The sequence below is a fragment of the Fibrobacter sp. genome, from assembly GCA_024399065.1.
Lineage (GTDB): Bacteria > Fibrobacterota > Fibrobacteria > Fibrobacterales > Fibrobacteraceae > Fibrobacter.
On record JAKSIB010000029.1, the window covers coordinates 1 to 19,464 of the forward strand.

Annotated in this window: 16 protein-coding genes; 3 read left to right on the forward strand and 13 right to left on the reverse strand. The window is 51.7% G+C overall.

Annotated elements, in window-relative coordinates; translation table 11 throughout:
* Positions 1 to 131: 131 nt before the first annotated feature.
* From MJZ25_12450 to MJZ25_12470, 5 genes are all read right to left on the reverse strand, one after another.
* Entirely contained in the window at positions 132 to 431 is a 300-nt protein-coding gene (locus MJZ25_12450; protein MCQ2124982.1) for a hypothetical protein, read from the reverse strand.
* A 339-nt stretch (positions 432 to 770) separates the two neighbouring features.
* On the reverse strand, positions 771 to 2,264 hold the full coding sequence (locus tag MJZ25_12455) for a hypothetical protein (GenBank protein ID MCQ2124983.1): 1,494 nt from the start codon (positions 2,262 to 2,264) through the stop codon (positions 771 to 773).
* Positions 2,261 to 3,250: a glycosyltransferase family 2 protein gene (locus MJZ25_12460; protein MCQ2124984.1), complete on the reverse strand. Its 990-nt coding sequence runs from the start codon at positions 3,248 to 3,250 to the stop codon at positions 2,261 to 2,263. The genes MJZ25_12455 and MJZ25_12460 overlap by 4 nt, the downstream gene beginning before the upstream one ends.
* Positions 3,243 to 4,391, reverse strand: a complete 1,149-nt coding sequence (locus tag MJZ25_12465; protein ID MCQ2124985.1) for a glycosyltransferase family 4 protein — start codon at positions 4,389 to 4,391, stop codon at positions 3,243 to 3,245. The genes MJZ25_12460 and MJZ25_12465 overlap by 8 nt, the downstream gene beginning before the upstream one ends.
* Positions 4,391 to 5,332, reverse strand: a complete 942-nt coding sequence (locus MJZ25_12470) for a glycosyltransferase (GenBank protein MCQ2124986.1) — start codon at positions 5,330 to 5,332, stop codon at positions 4,391 to 4,393. The genes MJZ25_12465 and MJZ25_12470 overlap by 1 nt, the downstream gene beginning before the upstream one ends.
* 75 nt (positions 5,333 to 5,407) lie before the next feature.
* Between MJZ25_12470 and MJZ25_12475 the strand changes: the two genes are divergently transcribed.
* Positions 5,408 to 6,544 (forward strand): glycosyltransferase, encoded by a 1,137-nt coding sequence (locus MJZ25_12475; protein ID MCQ2124987.1) that lies wholly within the window; start codon positions 5,408 to 5,410, stop codon positions 6,542 to 6,544.
* Positions 6,545 to 6,616: 72 nt separating this feature from the next.
* Here the strand turns inward: MJZ25_12475 and MJZ25_12480 are convergent, their stop codons facing one another.
* Together MJZ25_12480 and MJZ25_12485 are read right to left on the reverse strand one after the other, a co-directional pair.
* On the reverse strand, positions 6,617 to 7,315 hold the full coding sequence (locus MJZ25_12480) for a hypothetical protein (protein MCQ2124988.1): 699 nt from the start codon (positions 7,313 to 7,315) through the stop codon (positions 6,617 to 6,619).
* Positions 7,315 to 7,497: a hypothetical protein gene (locus tag MJZ25_12485; GenBank protein ID MCQ2124989.1), complete on the reverse strand. Its 183-nt coding sequence runs from the start codon at positions 7,495 to 7,497 to the stop codon at positions 7,315 to 7,317. Before MJZ25_12485 ends, MJZ25_12480 begins: the two co-directional genes overlap by 1 nt.
* Before the next feature lie 131 nt (positions 7,498 to 7,628).
* On the opposite strand from MJZ25_12485, the gene thiC reads away from it, so the two are divergent.
* Positions 7,629 to 9,299: a phosphomethylpyrimidine synthase ThiC gene (thiC, locus tag MJZ25_12490; protein MCQ2124990.1), complete on the forward strand. Its 1,671-nt coding sequence runs from the start codon at positions 7,629 to 7,631 to the stop codon at positions 9,297 to 9,299.
* Positions 9,300 to 9,426: 127 nt separating this feature from the next.
* Here thiC and ilvD read toward each other — a convergent pair whose 3' ends face one another.
* From ilvD to MJZ25_12505, 3 genes are all read right to left on the reverse strand, one after another.
* The gene (gene ilvD, locus MJZ25_12495; GenBank protein MCQ2124991.1) at positions 9,427 to 11,286 is read right to left on the reverse strand and encodes a dihydroxy-acid dehydratase; all 1,860 of its coding nucleotides are present in this window, start codon (positions 11,284 to 11,286) and stop codon (positions 9,427 to 9,429) included.
* A 101-nt stretch (positions 11,287 to 11,387) separates the two neighbouring features.
* On the reverse strand, positions 11,388 to 12,266 hold the full coding sequence (locus tag MJZ25_12500; protein ID MCQ2124992.1) for a hypothetical protein: 879 nt from the start codon (positions 12,264 to 12,266) through the stop codon (positions 11,388 to 11,390).
* Between the two features lie 3 nt (positions 12,267 to 12,269).
* Complete coding sequence (locus MJZ25_12505) at positions 12,270 to 13,646, reverse strand: RNA methyltransferase (GenBank protein ID MCQ2124993.1); 1,377 nt, start codon at positions 13,644 to 13,646, stop codon at positions 12,270 to 12,272.
* Positions 13,647 to 13,900: 254 nt separating this feature from the next.
* Here MJZ25_12505 and MJZ25_12510 point away from each other — a divergent pair, with 254 nt between their 5' ends.
* Positions 13,901 to 14,080: a type II toxin-antitoxin system RelB/DinJ family antitoxin gene (locus MJZ25_12510; protein ID MCQ2124994.1), complete on the forward strand. Its 180-nt coding sequence runs from the start codon at positions 13,901 to 13,903 to the stop codon at positions 14,078 to 14,080.
* 94 nt (positions 14,081 to 14,174) lie between these two features.
* Here the strand turns inward: MJZ25_12510 and MJZ25_12515 are convergent, their stop codons facing one another.
* The 3 genes from MJZ25_12515 to MJZ25_12525 are packed head-to-tail and all read right to left on the reverse strand — an operon-like array spanning position 14,175 to position 19,452.
* Positions 14,175 to 16,025 (reverse strand): MBOAT family protein, encoded by a 1,851-nt coding sequence (locus MJZ25_12515; protein MCQ2124995.1) that lies wholly within the window; start codon positions 16,023 to 16,025, stop codon positions 14,175 to 14,177.
* A 5-nt stretch (positions 16,026 to 16,030) separates the two neighbouring features.
* Entirely contained in the window at positions 16,031 to 17,770 is a 1,740-nt protein-coding gene (locus tag MJZ25_12520; protein ID MCQ2124996.1) for a GDSL-type esterase/lipase family protein, read from the reverse strand.
* The gene (locus MJZ25_12525) at positions 17,767 to 19,452 is read right to left on the reverse strand and encodes a hypothetical protein (GenBank protein ID MCQ2124997.1); all 1,686 of its coding nucleotides are present in this window, start codon (positions 19,450 to 19,452) and stop codon (positions 17,767 to 17,769) included. Before MJZ25_12525 ends, MJZ25_12520 begins: the two co-directional genes overlap by 4 nt.
* Between the last annotated feature and the right edge of the window lie 12 nt (positions 19,453 to 19,464).

Consider the following 19,464-nt stretch of genomic DNA (forward strand, 5'->3'; position numbering starts at 1 on the left):
CTTTTTTTTGAGTATTAAGGAGTCTTTGTGTGAGTTTCTTTATATTCAAAACTATTTGATAAGAGTGTTCCTGAAAAAAGTAATGGTCGCACATTTTGTGCGACCTTTTGTAATTTGAACAGGGATGTTTGTTACAGGGACTTTTCTGCAGCAATCTTGTCGGCAAGTTCCTGTACTTTTTCAAGCGGCAACTTAAGGACTCTAGCAACGCGTTCCACAGGATCTCCTTCACGAAGGAACGCCTCGGCAGCTTCATTCTTGCCTTCGTTCTTGCCGTCAACGTGAGCGAGGACCATTCGGCCGATCTGTTCGTCAATGCTGATTGTACAGGACACTTGATCCTCCAGGATTTTCTTGTCGCGGTTAGCGTCTATGGTAATGCGTTTGACGGCATCATCCAAGACGGAGTCGTTGAACTTCTTGAGATCCACTACAATATACTTTACTTTTTCTGTTACTGGCAAGGGGGCGTCCGACGCATCACTGCGTTTTACCGCCTTGTCGCTGTAGATGTGCCAACTATCGTAAGTTTCTGCATTTCAACATTGATGTGCAGGCAGCTTTCGGTCTTGACGTGAATATCCATCCGCAAGTTCCGCAAACCGAGCCCGCTCAATCTCGGGGGAAAGCCCCAACATCTGCATGGCGGAACCAAGCTTTTCATTATCGTCCTTATGAAAAGTATTTTTATTTATACCTTAATGAATTTTTTAAAGAACGCTTGAACTTGAATGATGTTGTAAAATGCCCCGCTGAGCGGGGCTTTCTTTTTACCACTGGAAGGATCCGGTCATTGAGGCGTGATAGCCTTCGTAATCCCCGAAGAAACGGGAATATCTGGCGTGGAAACTGATCCAGCTCCAGGGCAGGATTTCAATACCTGCGCCAAGTTCCACATAATTGATGGTGGTTGCTTCGTTCAGGAATACTTTGTTCACACCGTGCTTTTCGTAGTCATGAATGTCGGTGAGGTTGCCGCCTGCCGCGGTGTCCTTGGCAACGGCGCTGGCGAAGAGAGTTCCTCTGGCGATGGCGTCTTTCAGGAGGCCGCTGCGGTGCCTGTAGGTGCCTGTCAGTTCCGTGTAGAGTTCCTGGCTGTTGGGGCCCAGTTCAGTAGCAAGATTTTGTCTGTAATGGGAGTAGGTGTATCCGCCGCCCTTGTGGTGGGTGTAGACCCAGGGTTCAACGCGGGTGTATTCCGTGTACCAGTCGAAATAGGCGGGGCCCAGGCGGAGGCTGTCGCGGGCGATGCCGATGGAGGCTGCCCACTTGTTTCCCCACCAGGAATCATCGAACATGCTGGTGGGAGTTTTCATGTCATCCCACATGAGCTCGCCGTAGATTTCCCAATGGGGAATGGTTCTGATGCTGATGTCGAAGGACATGGAAATGTTGTCCTGGTCGCCCAGGGTGTGTTCCTCGAAATTGTACATGAGGAAGGGAATGACATAGGCCCACTGGAAATCGCGGCCGCAGCTGTCGGCGTCTGCATTGGGGTTGGGATTTGCGGAAACGTTTTCGGTGGTGGTGCCGTACAGGGAGGTTTCGCTAAGGCCCAGGGTAATGTTCTTGGGCAAGTTCAAATCCAGACGGTGGGCGTGGAGGTACTTGCTGTAGCCCTTGCGGTCGGTGGGCATCATGGCGTACTGGGTGTAGACCACGGGGCCGACGGACAGCTGGTAGCCGAAATAGGGCATGGGAGCCGGGTTGTTGATTTTGGCGGATTCATCGTACCAGGGGCGGTAATTGTTCTTTTCGCCGCGGAGGATCACGTTGTTGCGGCGGGCGGGACCCCATTGGATGTAGTCGTAGCCGGTGAGCAGGGAAAGGGCGCTAAGTTCGTAGGAAACGTTGGCGGAGAACATGTCCCAGGTGCGGCGTGTTTCGCTCTGCTTGACGTAGGGGAGGCCTTCGTCGGGATTGAAGAAATGGTCCGGAATGAAACGGTTGGTGTAGTCGTTAACGACAAAGACCTTGGCGTTGAACTGGAACGCGTCGGTAAAGTGGCCGTCCAGAAAGAGTCGGACGGACATGTTGTTGTCCACATGGGTGGGGGCGTTCTTCAGGTTGGTAATGGCGAGAGAATCCACCAGCTGGGCGCGGATGTTCACCACCTTGTTCTTGGCGGAATCCTGAAGGACAAAATGGTTGACCTGAGGGTCGTTCGGGTTTGAACTGCGCGAAATCTGGGTTGCATTCGCAAAGGCTGTGCCTGCGAAAGAGCAAATCAAGGTCAGGGTAAGAACGATGTTGCGAAGGATCATAGGACGGCCTCTTTGAACAGAGCCAAGTGATGCTTGATGTAGGCTCGCTTTTCGGGCGCGTTGCTGCCTGCAATGGCGCGGGGCGCTGCGGAGACAATGCGGACCAGGCTGCGGAGGATGCGGAACTTTTTGGAAAGCCAGTAACCGCGGATTCCGAAATGCTTTTTGAAGACGTATTCCTGGGAACGGTCGTGCTGTAGGGCGCGGCTGAGGCTGCTCTTGGCGGAACCGCCACCCAGGTGGGTGATGGCGCTACGGTCGCTAATGAAGAACCGTGCGCCCTCTGCTCGGCAACGAAGCGCCATGTCGGCGTCTTCGTAGTACATGAATATCTTTTCGTCGAAGCCGCCGACGCGGTTCCACAGTTCTGCGGACATCATCCAGCAAACGGCGCTTGTCCAGTGGGTTTCCTTGATGCCCTCAAGTGCTGTTGTCTTAGGCGTACCTTCCAGAACTCGTGCAGCGCCTTCTTCGTTTCTGAAGGCGTTCATCAAAAAGTTTATGTACCCGATTCCGTCGGGACCCAGTCCTGCAAAGAAATTGTTCTGACGGGATCCATCCACGTTTAAAGTCGTGGGGGCGAGAACTGCATTTTCACCAACGCGTTCCAAGTCTTCGCGCAGTTTTACAAGAGCTTCCGCCTGGAATCTGGTATCGTTATTCAGCAAACAAACTGCATCAAATTCCACGCCGTCATTCAACAAGCCGCGAATGGCTCCGTTGTTGGCTGCTCCGAAACCAAGATTTCCCGCTTGCGGGTAAACGTGAATCTGCGGGTATTTTTCGGACGGGTAAAGCTCACGAATCTTTTCTACGGTGCCGTCGGTACTGCCATTGTCTGCAATAGCCACTACGAACTTCGGGGCTTTTTCTGCAGCAGTTTCTGCGCAGTCATTAGAAAGCAAAGGCGTAAGGTCGTTCAAGCAGGCCTTCGTCAGTTCCCATCCGTTATAAGTCACCAGGATAATCACAGTCGTATTAGCCATGGTGTACCTTCTGGAAAACTTCAATCAACTTGCGGGCGGAATTCTGCCAGCTGTACTTGGACAGCAGGGCGACTCGGGACGCCTCCGGCACCACCTTATGTTCTTTCCAGAACTGCTCAATTACATTGGCCATGTCTTCTGCCGATTTAGGATCGAAGTACAAACCGCAATCGCCCAGGACAGATTCCATCACCGTTCCCTTGGAAGTGAGAACCGGGGCGCCGTAGGCCAAAGCTTCCAAAGCCGGCAGGCCGAAACCTTCGTACACCGAGGGGAAAATCACGGCGGCGCTTTCCTTGTACAGATTGCGTAGTTCTTCGTCGGAAACAAAACCCTTGTGCTCAATGTTTGCAGCTACGCTGGAGGTTCTGAGCATGTCCTTGATAGTCTGGTTCTTCCAACCCCTTGGGCCGGTCATGACCAGCGGTACATCCATACCGCGGGTCTTCAAAATTTCCAGGGCGTGGACCAAAGTCTGCAAATTCTTTCGAGGTTCCAGACTGCCCACAAAAAGCAACTGGGCTTTGCGATCTTGCGCGGAACCATCCTTGCCGTTCGATGCGGAACAAGTAGGTTGGTTTACTGCGCAGCTCACCACTTCCACCTTATCCTTGTTCACCTTGGGATAAAAATGGAAAAGTTCGTTCTTGGTAAAATCAGAAACAGGCACGATTGCCGTAGCCTTCTTGATGGACTTTCCGCCGAAGGTTCGGGTAATCCAAAGCACCGACTTGCGCATTGTTTCTGGGAAGCGGCGATAAACGAAGTCGTGGATGGTCAGTACGGAGGCGATTTCCGTTGAACTAGAGATTTCCTTGTGGTCCTTTCCTGTTGCCTTGTAACCTTTGCTGAGACCTATCACTGGAATTGTCTGTTCCGGCCCCCAAATTACGTCGATGTGCTCGTCTTTGAGCGCCAAGGGCAAGGCCAGCTGCTGCCAAAGAATCCCTGGCAACTTTGTGGGTACCACCACGGTTTTCCACTTGGGATTGGTGATGTCGTAATCCACGGGGCTTGGGGAGAACAGCACGTACTCGTTTCTGATGTCCACTTGCTGGAGAGCGTCTAGGAGGCTGCGGGTGTACCTGCCGATGCCGCTGTTGTTGGTGCGCAGGCACTTAATGTCGATACCGATACGCATTATTCCTTCCCCCAGATTTTCTTTGCCATGGGAAGGCCCACCAGCGTGAACAAAACTCGCTTGAAGGTCTTGAGGAAGGAGGCCCTAAGGAACAGGTACTTTCTGTTCTTGAATACCCAGCAGAACCGGCCTGGCAAAACGAAGGCAACCAGTCGTTCCTGGGTGAGGGTCAAAAGTCTTTCGGCGAAGGAAACTTCCTCCGGGGAAAGTTTCAGCAAATCCTTGTGATCCAAGATGGTGGAAATCCACTTGTTCTGGATTTCGATGGTCTTGGTCATGGTGGTGTCGCCCTGTCCGCCTACGGCGTTTCCGCCATGGATGCGGTACTGGATAACCTTTTGGGGAATAGCCTTGATGCCGCCGTTCTTTTCGGCGATCATGGCAATCCAGCGGTCGTGAACGGTGACGCCCTCGGGAATGGGGAGGACTGTGTCCAAAAGGCTTGCCCTGAAGAGGCTGAGGCAACCAGTCACGTGGTTGATGCCTGCAATCTGGTGGCGGATGGTGGTGTTAATGTCGATGTTTCCCAGGACTCTCCAGGATTCGGCAGTTACATTGCCTTGTCCGTCGATAATTTCTGCATCACCGAAAACGAGGCTCGAGCCAGATAGTTCCTTTTCAAGAATTTCCAACTTGTTGGGGAGCCAGATGTCGTCCTGGTCGGCTAGGGCTATCAGATCGTCGGGGCCTAGCTGGGTGCGAGCCAGTTCAAGTGTCCTGGAAAATGCGGCTCGGTGTCCCTGGTTTACTTCGTGGATTTCCACGGTCAGGGGGAGCTTGTCCTTGTAGGATTCCAGAATCTTGGGGGAGGAATCCTTGGAGCCGTCGTCTACGGCGATGATCATATCTGCAGGTCTTGTCTGTGCCATAAGGGAATCCAGCATCTGTGACAGATACTGAGCTCCGTTATAAGTTGCAAGAACGATGCAAATTTTCGCCATACAACGAATATAGCAAGTTCATTTTCTCTCGTTGTTCCGCATTTTTTTATTTTATGGGATATAGAACGGTTCCCCATGGCGAAGAAAATTTTATTCATTTGCGATAAGAACGAATGCACCAGTTTTGGGCGTTTGACACTGAATTTGGCGAAGGCTGTGGCTTCTGAATACGAAGTTCACGTTTTGTGGCTCAAGACCCCGAAGTTTTTCCCCAATGCGAGTGCTGGGGCCGCTGCGGATTTTACTTCCCATGAAGTGTGGGCCAAGTCCCTTTATACGGGCTTTATGAGTTTCCGCGCCCCGCTGAAAAAGATGGTGGGCGAGGTTCGTCCGGATGTGGTTTTCTTTATTCGTCCGGAACTGGGTTTCTTGGTGCCGGTGGCTAACAGTGCGTTGAAATCCGTTGGCCTGCGTGACTCCAAAACGGTGATGTTTGTTCACGATACATTTGCAGAAACTTTGTATCCCACAAGCATCAAGTTTAGGCTGCTTAATTTGTTCTACATCAGGGACTGCGTCAAGGCAAATTCCTTTGTCTACAATTCGGAATGGACCCGCGGTGAAGCCGCTGTCCACTTTGGCCCGAAAATGTCCGATGCCCCGGGTGCTGTAATCGGTTGCCCCATTGATTCCGCTCTTTTCTGCAAGCCGGAAGTGCCCGCCACCGATGAAGAAAAGAAGGCTTTCCGCCGAAAGCATGGCATGCGCAATTTCTATGGCATGTGCTTGAACGTCAGCCTTGATGAACCGCGAAAGAATATTGATACCTACTTCGAACTGGCAAGGCTCCGTCCGGATGTGGCCTTCGTACGCGTCGGGAAGGTTTCTGAACGTCTCACGGAAATCATCAACGTGAAGAAACTTTACAACGTCTTCCATTTTGAACGTTTTTCCGCAGACGAATTGCGTGAGTTCTACCGCCATTCCGACTTGATGGTTTACCCGTCTTTGCTTGAAGGTTTTGGCCTGCCGCCTATTGAAGCCATCGCCTGCGGAACACCTGCCCTTTGTGCCGCTACGTCCGCTGTAAAGGAAAATCTGGAAGGCGTGTGCCCGCTGATCGATCCGCCTACGGACGCAGAAGCCTACGCCAAGGTGGTTGACCGCGTTATCGCTGGCGAGAACGTTATCAACGAAGACGCTGCCCAGAAACTTCTGAACCGTTGCTCCATGGAAGAATTTTCCAAGCGTGTCCTGGCTGCGTTGAAATAAACCTTTGCAATCTAAGCATAAAAAACGCCTCTCTTTCGAGAGGCTTTTTAATTTTTTCGAATCCGGAATGACTTAGTTCTTGTCTTTCCAGACCTTGATCAGGCTACGGTTCTTACGCAGGGCAAGCCACAGGGTGGGCCAAATCAGAATCAAGTCGCGGATCAAGCTTGTCCATGCTTCAGCCTTGTCCTGGGCACCTTCCAGTTCGAAGCAACCGCAGGTAATGCCAAGGTCGTTCCACAAAGCCCAAGCGAGAGCGATGATGAAGCTAACGAACATCCAGAAGATGGCGAAAGCGGATTCCTTGACGAAGGGGGTGAAAATCATGGCCAGACCGAACCAAAGTTCAAACTGCGGGTAGACCAGAGCAAAGAAGTTGTTGGCGAAGTCCACATGCAGGGCAGAGAAGAACTGGTACTGTGCTACCAGAGTTGCAAACTGGTGCGGGTCCTGGATCTTGAAAATGCTGGCGAAGATGAACATGCCGCCAATGCCTACGCGGAACAAGGTTTCCAGTGCGCGGATGGCAAAATCCTTCTGCAGTTTGTAAGCAGGGAAGCAAAGACCTGTAGCGATCACGATAGCCGCAAGACCCACGTGAATATTGTAGCGGTATGCCTTAGGCCAGAGATCGATAAGCCAATCCTGGTCGGTAAAGGTCAGGAAAGATTCCGGGAAAGAAATTTCGGCAACGCCGATGGCCACGAGAATAGAGGCTACCAAAAGCAGTGCCGCAGAAATAATCGTGTTTTTGTTGCATGCAAAAGCCATTAGAGAACCTCCGCCGGCTTTGCCAGGACATCCTGGCTTCCGATCCAGTCGACAGACTTTGCGTCGTCGACACGAATGTTATTGATGATGGCGAGGGCAATGCAGAAAACGGCAATGCCGATAAGCACAATCCAATTCAAGGATTTCAAATAATTCTTGGTCCAGTCAATAATCTTTTTCATGCCCATAAGATACAAATTCTATAGGGAATGGCCAATTCCATTTTGCAAATATTCTAGATTTGAGGAAAAACTTAGGCCAAAGGAAAAGTGAGGCTAATGTGGAATCCAAGAATTCCCTTCTGAAACCGTTTATGAATTCCCGGAAGATTTATGTACCGGGTAAGATTTATCCTGATATCCGCGTGGGCATGCGCGAAATCCAGACCGAAGATCCTCTGACGCCTTGTGTTCCTGTTTACGACACTAGTGGACCTTACAGCGATGAAAACGCTACCATCGACGTGACCAAGGGTATTGAACGTTTCCGCGAAAGCTGGATTGCTGAACGCGGCGATGCCGAACAGCTGGACGACATGACTTCCGCTTACGGCCGTGCCCGTCGTGAAAATCACGAACTGGACCACTTGCGTTTTAATGCAGTTCATCATCCTATGCGCGCCAAGGCTGGCCACAAGCTGACCCAGCTGGACTACGCCCGCGCAGGTGTGATCACCAAGGAAATGGAATACGTTGCCATCCGCGAAAACCAGAAACTGGATGAATTGAGCGTGAAGGGCACTCCGGTGACTGCAGAATTTGTCCGCCAGGAAGTTCTTGCTGGTCGCGCCATCATTCCGGGAAACATCAACCATCCCGAATGCGAACCCATGATCATCGGTACAAATTTCCTTACCAAGATCAACAGCAACATTGGTAACTCCGCCATCACCTCTTCCATCGAAGAAGAAGTGGAAAAGATGGCCTGGTCCGTGCGTTGGGGCGCTGATACCGTGATGGATCTTTCCACCGGTAAGCACATTCACGAAACCCGCGAATGGATTATCCGCAATAGCCCCGTACCTATCGGAACTGTGCCTATCTATCAGGCTTTGGAAAAGGTGAACGGTAAGGCCGAGGAACTGACCTGGGAACTTTACCGCGATACTTTGATTGAACAGGCTGAACAGGGCGTGGACTACTTTACCATTCACGCAGGCCTGTTGCTGGAGCACATTCCCATGTGCGCCAAGCGTACCACCGGCATTGTAAGCCGCGGTGGCTCCATTCTTGCTCTGTGGCAGATGCGTCATCACCAGCAGAACTTCCTGTACACTCACTTCCGTGAAATCTGTGAAATTCTCGCTCAGTACGACGTGGCTGTTTCTCTGGGTGATGGTCTTCGTCCGGGTTCTCTGGCAGACGCCAATGATGAAGCTCAGTTCGGAGAACTGGATACTCTTGGCGAATTGACCAAGATTGCCTGGGAATACGGCGTTCAGGTGATTATCGAAGGTCCGGGTCATGTGCCCATGCACAAGATTCAGGACAACATGGCACGCCAGCTGGAAAAGTGCCACGGCGCTCCCTTCTACACTCTTGGACCTCTCACTACCGACATTGCTCCCGGTTACGACCACATTACCTCTGCCATCGGTGCTGCACAGATCGGCTGGTATGGTACCGCCATGCTTTGCTATGTGACTCCCAAGGAACACCTGGGCTTGCCGGACCGCGATGACGTCCGTGCCGGCGTGGTGACTTACAAGCTGGCCGCTCACGCCGCTGACTTGGCCAAGGGCCATTATGGTGCAGAGTTCCGCGACGATGCTCTTTCCCGCGCCCGTTTTGACTTCCGCTGGAACGACCAGTTCGCATTGTCCCTGGATCCGGAAAAGGCCATGGAATTCCATGACAAGACTCTCCCTGGTAGCCAGGCAAAGTCCAGCCATTTCTGCTCCATGTGCGGTCCCAACTTCTGTAGCATGCGCATTAGCAAGGCTATCCGCAACTTCGTGGATTCCGGCGACGTAGGCGATGTCTAATTCTTAGGGAATCTCAAACAAAGAAAAAATCCCGACGGTTTGAACCGCCGGGATTTTTAATTAGGTTGTGCGCGGGTGAGGCCCGCACCACCAGTATGTCATCCCGGCCTCCGAGCCGGGATCTCCTTTATTTTACGCCAATCAAAGACAGGTCGCGAACTGCGCCCTTGTCTGCGCTTGTTGCCATGGCGGCGTAAGCCTGGAGAGCCTTGGAAACAACGCGGTCACGAGAAACCGGCTGCCATGCCTTGGCGCCACGAGCTTCCATAGCCTGGCGGCGTGCTGCAAGTTCGTCGTCGGTGAGCTGCACGTTGATGGTGCGGTTCGGAATATCGATTTCGATTACGTCACCGGTTTCAACGAGGCCGATGTTACCCTTGTTGGCAGCTTCCGGAGAAGCATGGCCGATGGAAAGACCGCTGGTACCACCAGAGAAGCGACCGTCGGTAAGGAGAGCGCAGCTCTTGCCCAGGTGACGGCTCTTCAGGTAAGAAGTGGGGTACAGCATTTCCTGCATGCCCGGACCACCCTTAGGACCTTCGTAGCGGATCACTACAACGTCACCGGCCTTCACCTTGTCGCCAAGGATGCCGTTGACGGCGTCTTCCTGAGATTCGAACACCACTGCGGGGCCGGTGAACTTCCAGATGGATTCGTCAACGCCTGCGGTCTTCACGATGCAGCCGTCCTGAGCCAGGTTACCGTACAGAACGGCGAGGCCGCCATCCTTGGTGTAGGCGTGTGCGCCATCGCGGATTGCGCCAGTTGCGCGGTCCATGTCCAGAGATTCGTAGTAGGTGCTCTGGCTGAAAGCGACCAGGTTGTACTTGCGGCCGGGGCCTGCCAGGTAACGCTGCTTGATTTCTTCGGTTGCGTTGCCGCGGACGATGTCGTTAATTTCAAGAGCTTCGCCCATGGTTGCTGCGTGAACAGTCTTTGCATTCTTGTGGATGAGGCCCATGCGGTCCAGTTCGCCAAGGATGCCCATGATACCGCCAGCGCGGTTCACCTGTTCGATATGGATGTTGTGAACGGTGGGAGCAACCTTACAGATGCAAGGAGTGTTCAGGGAAAGACGGTTGATGTCCTTCATGGTGAAGTTGACGCCAGCTTCCTGTGCAACAGCCAGCAGGTGGAGCACGGTGTTGGAGGAACCGCCCATGGCGATGTCCAGACGCATGGCGTTTTCGAAAGCGTCCATGGTAGCGATGCTACGGGGGAGGATGCTTTCGTCGCCTTCGTCGTAATACTTGTGGCAGAGTTCCACGATGCGCTTACCGGCTGCTTCGAACAGCTTCTTGCGTTCGGAGTGGGTGGCGACGATGGTGCCGTTGCCCGGGAGAGAAAGGCCAAGAGCTTCGGTGAGGGAGTTCATGGAATTTGCGGTGAACATGCCGGAGCAGGAACCGCAAGTGGGGCAAGCGTTAGCTTCGATAGCGGCAACTTCTTCGTCAGAAACGGAGTTGTCTGCGGAGTCGATCATTGCGTCGATCAAGTCGAGAGCGCGATCCTGGCCGTCCTTAGTGGTGACGTGACCAGCTTCCATGGGACCGCCGGAAACAAAGATTGCCGGAATGTTGAGGCGCATTGCAGCCATGAGCATACCCGGAGTAACCTTGTCGCAGTTGGAGATGCAGACGAGAGCGTCGGCGCGGTGTGCGTTAGCCATGTATTCGGTAGAGTCTGCAATGAGGTCGCGAGACGGAAGGCTGTAAAGCATGCCGTCGTGGCCCATGGCGATACCGTCGTCCACAGCGATGGTGTTCATTTCCTTAGCAACGCCACCTGCAGCTTCGATAGCGCGGGCAACGATCTGACCCACGTCCTTCAGATGAACGTGACCCGGAACGAACTGGGTATAGCTGTTAACAACGCAAACCACCGGCTTACCAAAGTCTTCCACCTTGGTACCAGTTGCGTGCCAAAGGGCACGTGCACCGGCCATTTCGCGGCCTTCCATAGTCTTCAACGAACGAAGTTTCGGCATAATGTTACCTCATAAATTGCGCAGTTCCGTATATGCGGGGCGGGGCTGCGCCGATTCCATAAAATTTGAACAGGAAAAAATATAGTAAAGGCTTGAAATCTTTAATCTCTGCATCCCTCAAATCGGACGAAATCATTGGATTTTACGAGCTTGAGCGCTAGCCTTGCCAAGTTCTGCGCTTTGGGATGGAATCGGTCAAGATCTTCAAGACTTAACGATATGAATCTTGAATTTTTCTTGTTTACGGCTAAATCTACGTGCAGTGCGGGGTGTTCGCACATGTCTGTTATAACGCTGTAGTCTTTTTCGGGCCTGTAATTGATGATTTCTTCAATTAAAAGCAATACTGAATCTTGTTGCAAATCGTCACGGGAGCATCTCGTTGTATCGTCGTGAAAACTTATGTTCATGGATTTGAGTTGCGTGAAATCCCTGTGTACGGATAAATTAGCCTCGAAACGGAAATCTTCCTGTATGAATATGTTGAAGTCACTGCTTGTATCCGCGTTAGGGTGAATACGGTAAAATTCATCTAGGGGAAGTTCCTGGCGCTTTGTTTCAAAGACAAATCCGATGCAGCGGTTTACGAAATGCTCGTATCCGGTAAGCATGACAAAGAATATGACGAAGGTCCCGAAAATGCATAGAAACCTCCTTTTAATTTTTTTGCTGGCTAGGAAATAAAAAGTGGACAGAGGGAGAATGGAAAAAAACAAGCCGCAAAGAATACTTCCCATAACAAAGAAATGAAATGGTTCGTTTAAGTATTCTTGATCTGCTTTAAACAGAAATGGGGAAATGGAAAAGAAGGCAAGAATAAGGACCGATAGTAAAATGGAAAGGATTTTCCCGACGAGAAATACTTTACGTTTGTTGCTGAATTTATTTGTAATGAGCCCGGCTGCCCATGGAATTAAGGCTAAAATGACTAAGACGGCGATGTTGAAAATGAATATGAAATAGGGATCAGTTGGTTCCATTGGTTAAATCCTGGCAAAGATTGCGTTGAGGCTGAAGCCGCCGTGGCTTGTTTCGATGAGTCGTGCGGCTGGATTTTTGCGGGAGTCCAGGGCAGGGCAGGCTTTCAGCAAATTTTCGGTACAATCCTTGGGCGCTAGGATTGCGATGACTGCTCCCTTGAATTCATTGAGTTTCTGCCCGATTTTTGTGTACAGCTTGGGAGCGTCAAATGCCAGGCGCTTGCCGTAGGGCGGGTTTAATAAAATCACAATGTTGTGGGCTGTATCGTTTGCGGATGGTCGAACTGCGCAAATGTCATCAATGGTGTAGCTAAAGAAATCCTTCAGCTGCGGGTTGATGGTGACCGCGTCGGGATTCGTTTTCGCAATTTCTGCCAGCGGGCTTGCTTCCGCATTGTGCTTGATGATGCTGATGGGGCGTTCCGAAATGTCGGAGGTAATGATCTGCGGGGCGCTTTCGGCAGGTTCCGCGCCCTTCAGAATGAAATTCCAGGTGCCTTCCTTAAAGGCGGGCTGATGCTTTAAGGCAAAGTCCCTGCACTTTCCAGGAATCAGGCCGTTTGCGATGTAGGCCGCTTCCAGCGAGAAGGTGCCGCTGCCGGCCATGGGGTCGATGAAGGTTATGAGGTCGCTTCGCTTTGAGGTATGAGGTCGCTCGCAACGCTCGCTTTGAGGAGTCGTTGATGCAGTGTTGTCTCCTGACGCCTGAAGCCTGGAGCCTGGAACCTGAAGCCTGCATGCCTCGAAAATCATTGCTGCTGCAATAGTTTCTTTCAGGGGGGCTTCTGCAACAAAACGCTCATGACCGCGCTTGTAAAGTTCTTCGCCGGCCAGGTCCAGCCAAAGGGTGCAGCGGTCGTCTTGCAAATTGATGTACAGGTTTTGCGGATACGAGTCTGAATTGGAACCTGTTAAGGCCTTGGCGATAATCGTAGCCACTCTTTCTTCGATGGCTCCTGAATGATAGAGCCTTGAATGCTTGCAGTTGACGTGCAGCTCCAAATTGGCACATTTCCCTAAAAACAATTCCCAGGGTACCGCGGCTGTGCCCTTTTCCAACTGTCCGAAATTCTCTGCCTTGAAACTAGCGATTTCCATGAGAATGCGGTTGGCGATGCGGCTGTAGGCAACGGCCTTCCAGGCTTCCGTGATCTTTGCGGTAAATTCCACCTTGCCGTCGCCCGCGACATTTATATCAGCGACATTTATATCAGCGACACGCTCCACTCCGATGTACTTCAATTCCTCTGCCAGAGTCTCTTCAAAGCCCAATGGAGCCACCGCAATAAATCGGTGGGGCTTTCCGATTACATGCTTCTTGATTCTTTTTTCAAGTGCTGAATTTTTATCGGAAATGTCTTTCTTGGATGCTTCGGCCATATTTTCAATATAGAAAATCAAGCGTTTTCTTAAGTGTTCCGTTTTATCGACAAAACGAATAAAATAACGTTTGTAGCGCGTTGTATACACATTGTCATACAACAAAAACGCTGTTTAAACTTGTGTTTACATTGAACGTTTTGTCAAGGAAAAAACATGAAAAATTAAATTAAAATTTATAGTGATTTTGCTCACATTCGTAAAAGAATAATGTACATTTGACCCCGAACAATGAACAACCTGAAGGGGGGCCGATGGCTGTTGTTTCTGTCAGGATGGATGACGAAGTAAAAAAACAATTCGAACAGTTCTGTGATTCCATAGGAATCTCTGTTTCTGCTGCAGTGAATATGTTTGCTCGAATGGCTCTTCGCGAAGATCGCCTGCCTTTCGACGTAAAAGGTAACTCCGCCCCAGAAGCCAAAAAGGTCTAAAATTGTTTTGTTAGTTCAAAAAAAACGGTGCCGAAAAGCATCGTTTTTTTTGTTTTCTGAAAATCTTGGGAAGGCGGTAGGCCGCCTGTGAAAATTAGAACTGGAAGTAAATGAACGGGCAGGAATCTGCGCTCATGAACTGGTAAATCACGAAGATGATTACGGCAGTCACTGCGACCATGGCCGGGATGGGCAAGGTTGCGAAGGTGATGCGGTAACGACTCTTGACCTTCTTCGGAATCCAGTGGATTAACATACCGGCCACAAACACCAGGATGATGTTGATGTGTTCCCAGGCGATAGTGGGGATGGTTTCCCACTTCCAGGCGGTACCCATTTGCTGCACCATGTTCTTGGCGGTGTTCCAAGCCACTTCGTTTGCTTCGGCCGGGTCCAGGTTGGAACCTGCGCGGAAGAACAAACGGGTGAAGGTGATGAACACGAAGGTCAAGGTGACATTCCAGGCCGTATAGAGCCAATGATAGGTCTTGTCGCTGAACAGACGGAAAATCATCACGGAGTAAATACCGAAGAACAGAACGCCGAACCATACGGAGGTGATGGCGAAAATGGGGTAGCCCCAGTTCTTGAAGATGATGGCGCTTGCTGCGAACAGGGCAAAGGATGCTCCTGCACGGAAGTTGATGCCGCGCTTTACCCAGAACTTGTTGAACACCTGGCCAAAACCGTTCAAACCACCCCAGATAATGAAGTTCCAGCTGGCACCGTGCCACCAACCACCGATAATCTGGGTGGACATGGCGTTCATATTGGTGGTGATGAACTTGCGGGATTCAGGCTTGAAGTAGGCAAACAATGCGATGTAAAGGAGGAACAGGCCGATGCCCAGGCCAACCCAACCGCTGCCGGAAAGGATGATGGCCACCAAGCTGATAAAGCCAATCCAGAAATAGGTGCCGATACTTGCGCCGCGGTTACCGCCCAGAGGGATGTAAACGTAGTCGCGGAGCCAGCTAGAAAGGCTGATGTGCCAACGACGCCAGAATTCTGTGGGAGACAGGGCCTTGTAAGGGCTGTTGAAGTTCTGGGGCAGACGGAAACCCATCAGGAGGGCAACACCAATGGCGATGTCGGTATAGCCGGAGAAGTCGGCGTAAACCTGCAGGGAGTACGCAAACAGGGCGATGAGGTTTTCAAGACCGGTGAACAGGAGCGGGGTGTCGAAAACGCGGTCCACAAAGTTTGTGGCCAGGTAGTCGGAAAGGATGATCTTCTTGGCGAGACCGTTCAGTATCCAGAAAACGGCAATGCCGAAAGTACGGCGGGGGAGGAAGAACTTCTTGTAAAGCTGCGGGACAAACTTGTCGGCACGAACAATGGGACCAGCCACCAGCTGCGGGAAGAATGTGAGGTAGAAACCAAAGTCGAGAATGTTCTTTACGGCCTTGATCTTTCCGCGGTAAATGTCGATGCAGTAACTCATGGCCTGGAAGGTAAAGAAGGAAATACCCACCGGCAAAATAATGCGGTCCACCATGGAGTTGGTATTGAAAATTGCGTTGCTTGCTGCGGCAAAGAAGTTGTAGACGTGGAGCTCGATTCCGAAGATATCGTAAAGAACATCCAGGAAGAAGTAGGCGTACTTGTAGTAGCAAAGAACCAGAAGGTCGATAATCACGGCGGCGATCATCCAGACTTTCTTTTTCCAGTTCACGTCGGACTTTTCGATGAACTTTCCGATAAAGAAGTTTGCTACTACGCAGAAGGCAAGGATGCAGACATAGCTTCCGCTAGTCTTGTAGTAGAAGAACATGCTGGTCGCAAACAGGAAGGTGTTGCGCAGCAAGATACGGTTGTGAACCAAGGTCAGAAGAGCAAAAACGACGGCGAAGAATCCCCAGAAGTAGAACTGGGTAAACAGCAGGGGGCTGTTGGGGTCGAATGCAAATGTTCGAGTAAGGAATGGAATAATATAATCGAGCATGGTAACTATTTAGATGAAGTATCGGTTGCTGTGGGCGTTTCTGCTGCCGGCTGTGCAGGAGTTGTTGTTGTAGCAGTGTCGGCCTTTACGGGCTGAGGTGGCGGAGCTACAGGTTCCTGTGCCGGAAGGCTTCCGATGTGGTCCATGTAGGTGTTGATGAATGCCTTGTAGAACATATCGCCCAGCAGGTTGTAACCAGCCAGCTTAAAGTGAACCTTGTCGCCCTTGGCGAGATCGGCTTTTTCCCACTTGGCCATGGAACCGAGGCCACCCATGATGCTGAACTTGTCCCAAACACCTGCCTTGTGCTTCTTGGCTGTATTGAAGAATGCCTGACGTGCCAATTCACCGTTGGGGTGCTGCACGTAACGACGCTTCTTTACCTTACGGTACATGTCGTTGTTTGTTTCAAAGATGAAAGCCACGTTGGGGTTGATTGCCTTGAATCGGGTAATCAAAGTGTCATAATTGGCGCTGAAACCCTTGGCATCGAAATGTTCCACGTTGGCATCGTTAATGCCGATGGCGAAGATGATCAAGTCCGGCTTGTAGAACTGCAGTTCATTCTCAATGCGGGGGCATACTTCCTTGTAGTAGTTGGGAACGCGTGCACCGTTGATGCCTACGCTTGTGTAGGTAATGCCCGGATTGTCTGTTTCGGAAAGAATGCCGGTGAGAGTAAAACGGGGGCGGGAACGCTGTATCAGTGTGGCGGAATCAACCACGGCGCTGTCTGTGGCTGCGTTTGCAGAATCTGCCTGGGTGGCGGTCACTGCGCCGTCGATCATCTTGTTATTGACTGCTTCTTCCTGGTTCAAGCAAGCGGTGTCGAGAACGTCGCATTCCCCTTGGAACATGGAATCGCGGGCCACATTTGCGGGATCCGGCAAAGCAATGTTCCGTGGAATTTCCACCTTCTTCACTGTGTCCACGGGAGCCTTGGCGGAGTCTGCCTGAGTGGTGTCTGCGTTAGCCTTTGCAATGGAGTCCTGCACCAGGGAGTCCACGATGAACTGCGCGACGGTTGCCTGCTGCAAACTGTCGATCCAGCGGAACTGAATGTTGATGGAGTCGATGGGGCGGGGGCTGGTGAAAAGGTAGCTCTGGCTTACGGAATCGTGAACGCCGTAAATGTCTGTGGAGTCCACGCGCAATACGGGAAGAACATCGCCGTTGTCGCTATAGCCGAAGAGACGGAACCTTGTTTCTCCCCACATGGGTTCCGTATTGTAACGGTCCAGAAGAATGGAAATTTCTGCGCGGGGGTCGCTGGTGCTTACTGCTATGCCCAAGATGCCGAGAGGTTTCTTCACTTCGCGAAGCACGTTCTTGCTCATGTCCCAGATACCTTTGTAGTAGCTGCCATAAGAAGACGGAGTGTTCGTCTTTGCTGCAGAGAACGGGAATACGAATCCGCGGCCTGCGTTTGCGCCTGGGTATTCCTTAATCAAGTGCTCGCGGATGCGTCCGGAAATAACGTCAGCCTGCAGGTGGGAACCGCCGATGTGCATGATGCGCACTTGGCCGCGATTCTCGAAAACCAAGGTGTCCAGCTTCTTGAAGAAGGGTTCGAAGGACGCGCTTCCGCTGGGGAACTGGATGACGTTCAACGTGGTGTCAATGAAATCGTACTTGGCGATATCCAGAGGGTAGCTGCCGGGAGTAACGCTCAAGTCCTTTGCGCTTGCAAGACCAGCGAGGCAAAGAACCACAAGAACGAAAAGCGTCTTGAAACTACGGGTCATTTTTTAGCCTCCGGTGCAACCTTTGCTGCTTTTGCGTTAGTTGCGGAACCGGAATTTTTGTCTGCGGACTTGGCCTTTGCTGCATCTGCCTTGGGTGCGTTTGCTGCGTCAGCCTTGGCGCTGGTCTTTACGCTGTCTGCGTAGGACTGGATTTCCTTAAGCTTTTCGTCGCTGATATTGTGACGGTCGCGGAACTTGAAGAAGTCGTAGTGCATGCGGAGTGCTGCACAGAACAAGTCGCCCATGTAGGCTGCGCCGCGGCGGGTAAAGTGAATGTGGTCGGTAAAGCCGAGGGCAGGTTCTCTCTTCACCCACTTCATCATGGAACCATTGCCGCCCATGACGCGGTGCATGTCCCAGTAGGCGAGGCCGTTGTCCAAGGCTACCTGGCGCAAGGTCTTGATGGTGAGGGCGAGGGCCGGATAAGTCTTCCACTGGCCGTCCACCTGCTTTGCCATGTCTGCAGGACCGATGAACAAAATGTCTGCGTCCGGATTTGCCTTCTGGATTGCCTGGATTTGACGTGTGATAATCTTCTTGGTCCATTCGATGTTGCCGGAGTTTGTGCCCGGAACAAGGTTGCCGCCGTATTCCATAATGATGAGGCGAGCATTCATGGCCTTGTAGGACTCTGCCAGAAGTTCGGAATCGATGCGGTGGAAGATGGTGCCGGAGCTGCCGCGCATAGCAACGTTGTCCACAGCCACACCATACTTGCCGTCTGCAGAGATGGCGTAGATTTCAGTGTTGCCGGAAAGGTAAATCTGTGCGCTAGAGGTGGTGTCCGGAAGCTTCCAGGTGTACACGCTCAGCTTCTTCATCTTTTCGACGGTGGGAGCTTCAGCCTCAACCTTCTTCACAGTCTTTTTAGGCGGCTTGGCCTTCGTGGCGGAGTCAGCGTCTGCAGGAATTTCTTCGATGAAGGTCCTTTCGTAGACGAGCTTTGCCTTCAGGTTGCCGCGGTTAGCTGCAAGAACCTTCACAGTGTTGTAGCCACCGACGTGGGGGAAGTTGTCCTTGCGTTCTTTACGCTTTCTGATGGTGATGACAGCGTTGCCCTTCAGGTCGGCGAACTGTGCCAGCGGGCCGTAGCGGCCGTGGTCTGCTTCTTCGTCCTTAGGTCCGAAAAGAATGTAGCGGGTGAGGTCGCCGGAATTGGAATGACTGGTGGTCTGGGACGGAACCGTAAGAATCGGTGGCATCATGCCCGGACCAGCACCGCCGAATTCAGACTGCAGGTCTTCGCGGATGGTTGCGGAAATACGGTCTTCTTCCAACTGGGAGTCGCCGTAATGCACAATGTGAACCACACTGCTGTCCATCTCAGCCAACTGCAAGTGCAGGAAGAATCGGTCGAACCAAGTGGGGTCGTTGTCCGGCAAGTCGAAACGAGTCTTGCCGTTCTTGAAAAAGTCCTCGTAAAACTTCAGGGAATCAGAGAATTCTGCAAATTCCTTCTGGCGTGTTGCTTCCATCATTTCTCGGATGGCCGCTTCCGGATCCACAGCAGCAGAGTCTGCGGTAGAATCAGCCGGTTCCGCCTTTACGAAAATGTCGGTCAGCTTGGGGTAGCGGAGTGTAACGTCGCCTACATGAATTCCCCCTTCGGGATACACAACGGCAATGACGCCGAGAACCACGAAGAGACTTAAAATGCTAAGTAAAGTTTTTAAAGGAGACATTCTTTTTAATTA

Excerpts from the sequence above, each read along its gene's own strand:
- MJZ25_12455 (MCQ2124983.1), bottom strand. The coding sequence starts at position 2,264 with ATGATCCTTCGCAACATCGTTCTTACCCTGACCTTGATTTGCTCTTTC.
- MJZ25_12460 (MCQ2124984.1), bottom strand. The coding sequence starts at position 3,250 with ATGGCTAATACGACTGTGATTATCCTGGTGACTTATAACGGATGGGAA.
- MJZ25_12465 (MCQ2124985.1), bottom strand. The coding sequence starts at position 4,391 with ATGCGTATCGGTATCGACATTAAGTGCCTGCGCACCAACAACAGCGGC.
- MJZ25_12470 (MCQ2124986.1), bottom strand. The coding sequence starts at position 5,332 with ATGGCGAAAATTTGCATCGTTCTTGCAACTTATAACGGAGCTCAGTAT.
- MJZ25_12475 (MCQ2124987.1), top strand. The coding sequence starts at position 5,408 with ATGGCGAAGAAAATTTTATTCATTTGCGATAAGAACGAATGCACCAGT.
- MJZ25_12480 (MCQ2124988.1), bottom strand. The coding sequence starts at position 7,315 with ATGGCTTTTGCATGCAACAAAAACACGATTATTTCTGCGGCACTGCTT.
- MJZ25_12485 (MCQ2124989.1), bottom strand. The coding sequence starts at position 7,497 with ATGAAAAAGATTATTGACTGGACCAAGAATTATTTGAAATCCTTGAAT.
- thiC (MCQ2124990.1), top strand. The coding sequence starts at position 7,629 with ATGAATTCCCGGAAGATTTATGTACCGGGTAAGATTTATCCTGATATC.
- ilvD (MCQ2124991.1), bottom strand. The coding sequence starts at position 11,286 with ATGCCGAAACTTCGTTCGTTGAAGACTATGGAAGGCCGCGAAATGGCC.
- MJZ25_12500 (MCQ2124992.1), bottom strand. The coding sequence starts at position 12,266 with ATGGAACCAACTGATCCCTATTTCATATTCATTTTCAACATCGCCGTC.
- MJZ25_12505 (MCQ2124993.1), bottom strand. The coding sequence starts at position 13,646 with ATGGCCGAAGCATCCAAGAAAGACATTTCCGATAAAAATTCAGCACTT.
- MJZ25_12510 (MCQ2124994.1), top strand. The coding sequence starts at position 13,901 with ATGGCTGTTGTTTCTGTCAGGATGGATGACGAAGTAAAAAAACAATTC.
- MJZ25_12515 (MCQ2124995.1), bottom strand. The coding sequence starts at position 16,025 with ATGCTCGATTATATTATTCCATTCCTTACTCGAACATTTGCATTCGAC.
- MJZ25_12520 (MCQ2124996.1), bottom strand. The coding sequence starts at position 17,770 with ATGACCCGTAGTTTCAAGACGCTTTTCGTTCTTGTGGTTCTTTGCCTC.
- MJZ25_12525 (MCQ2124997.1), bottom strand. The coding sequence starts at position 19,452 with ATGTCTCCTTTAAAAACTTTACTTAGCATTTTAAGTCTCTTCGTGGTT.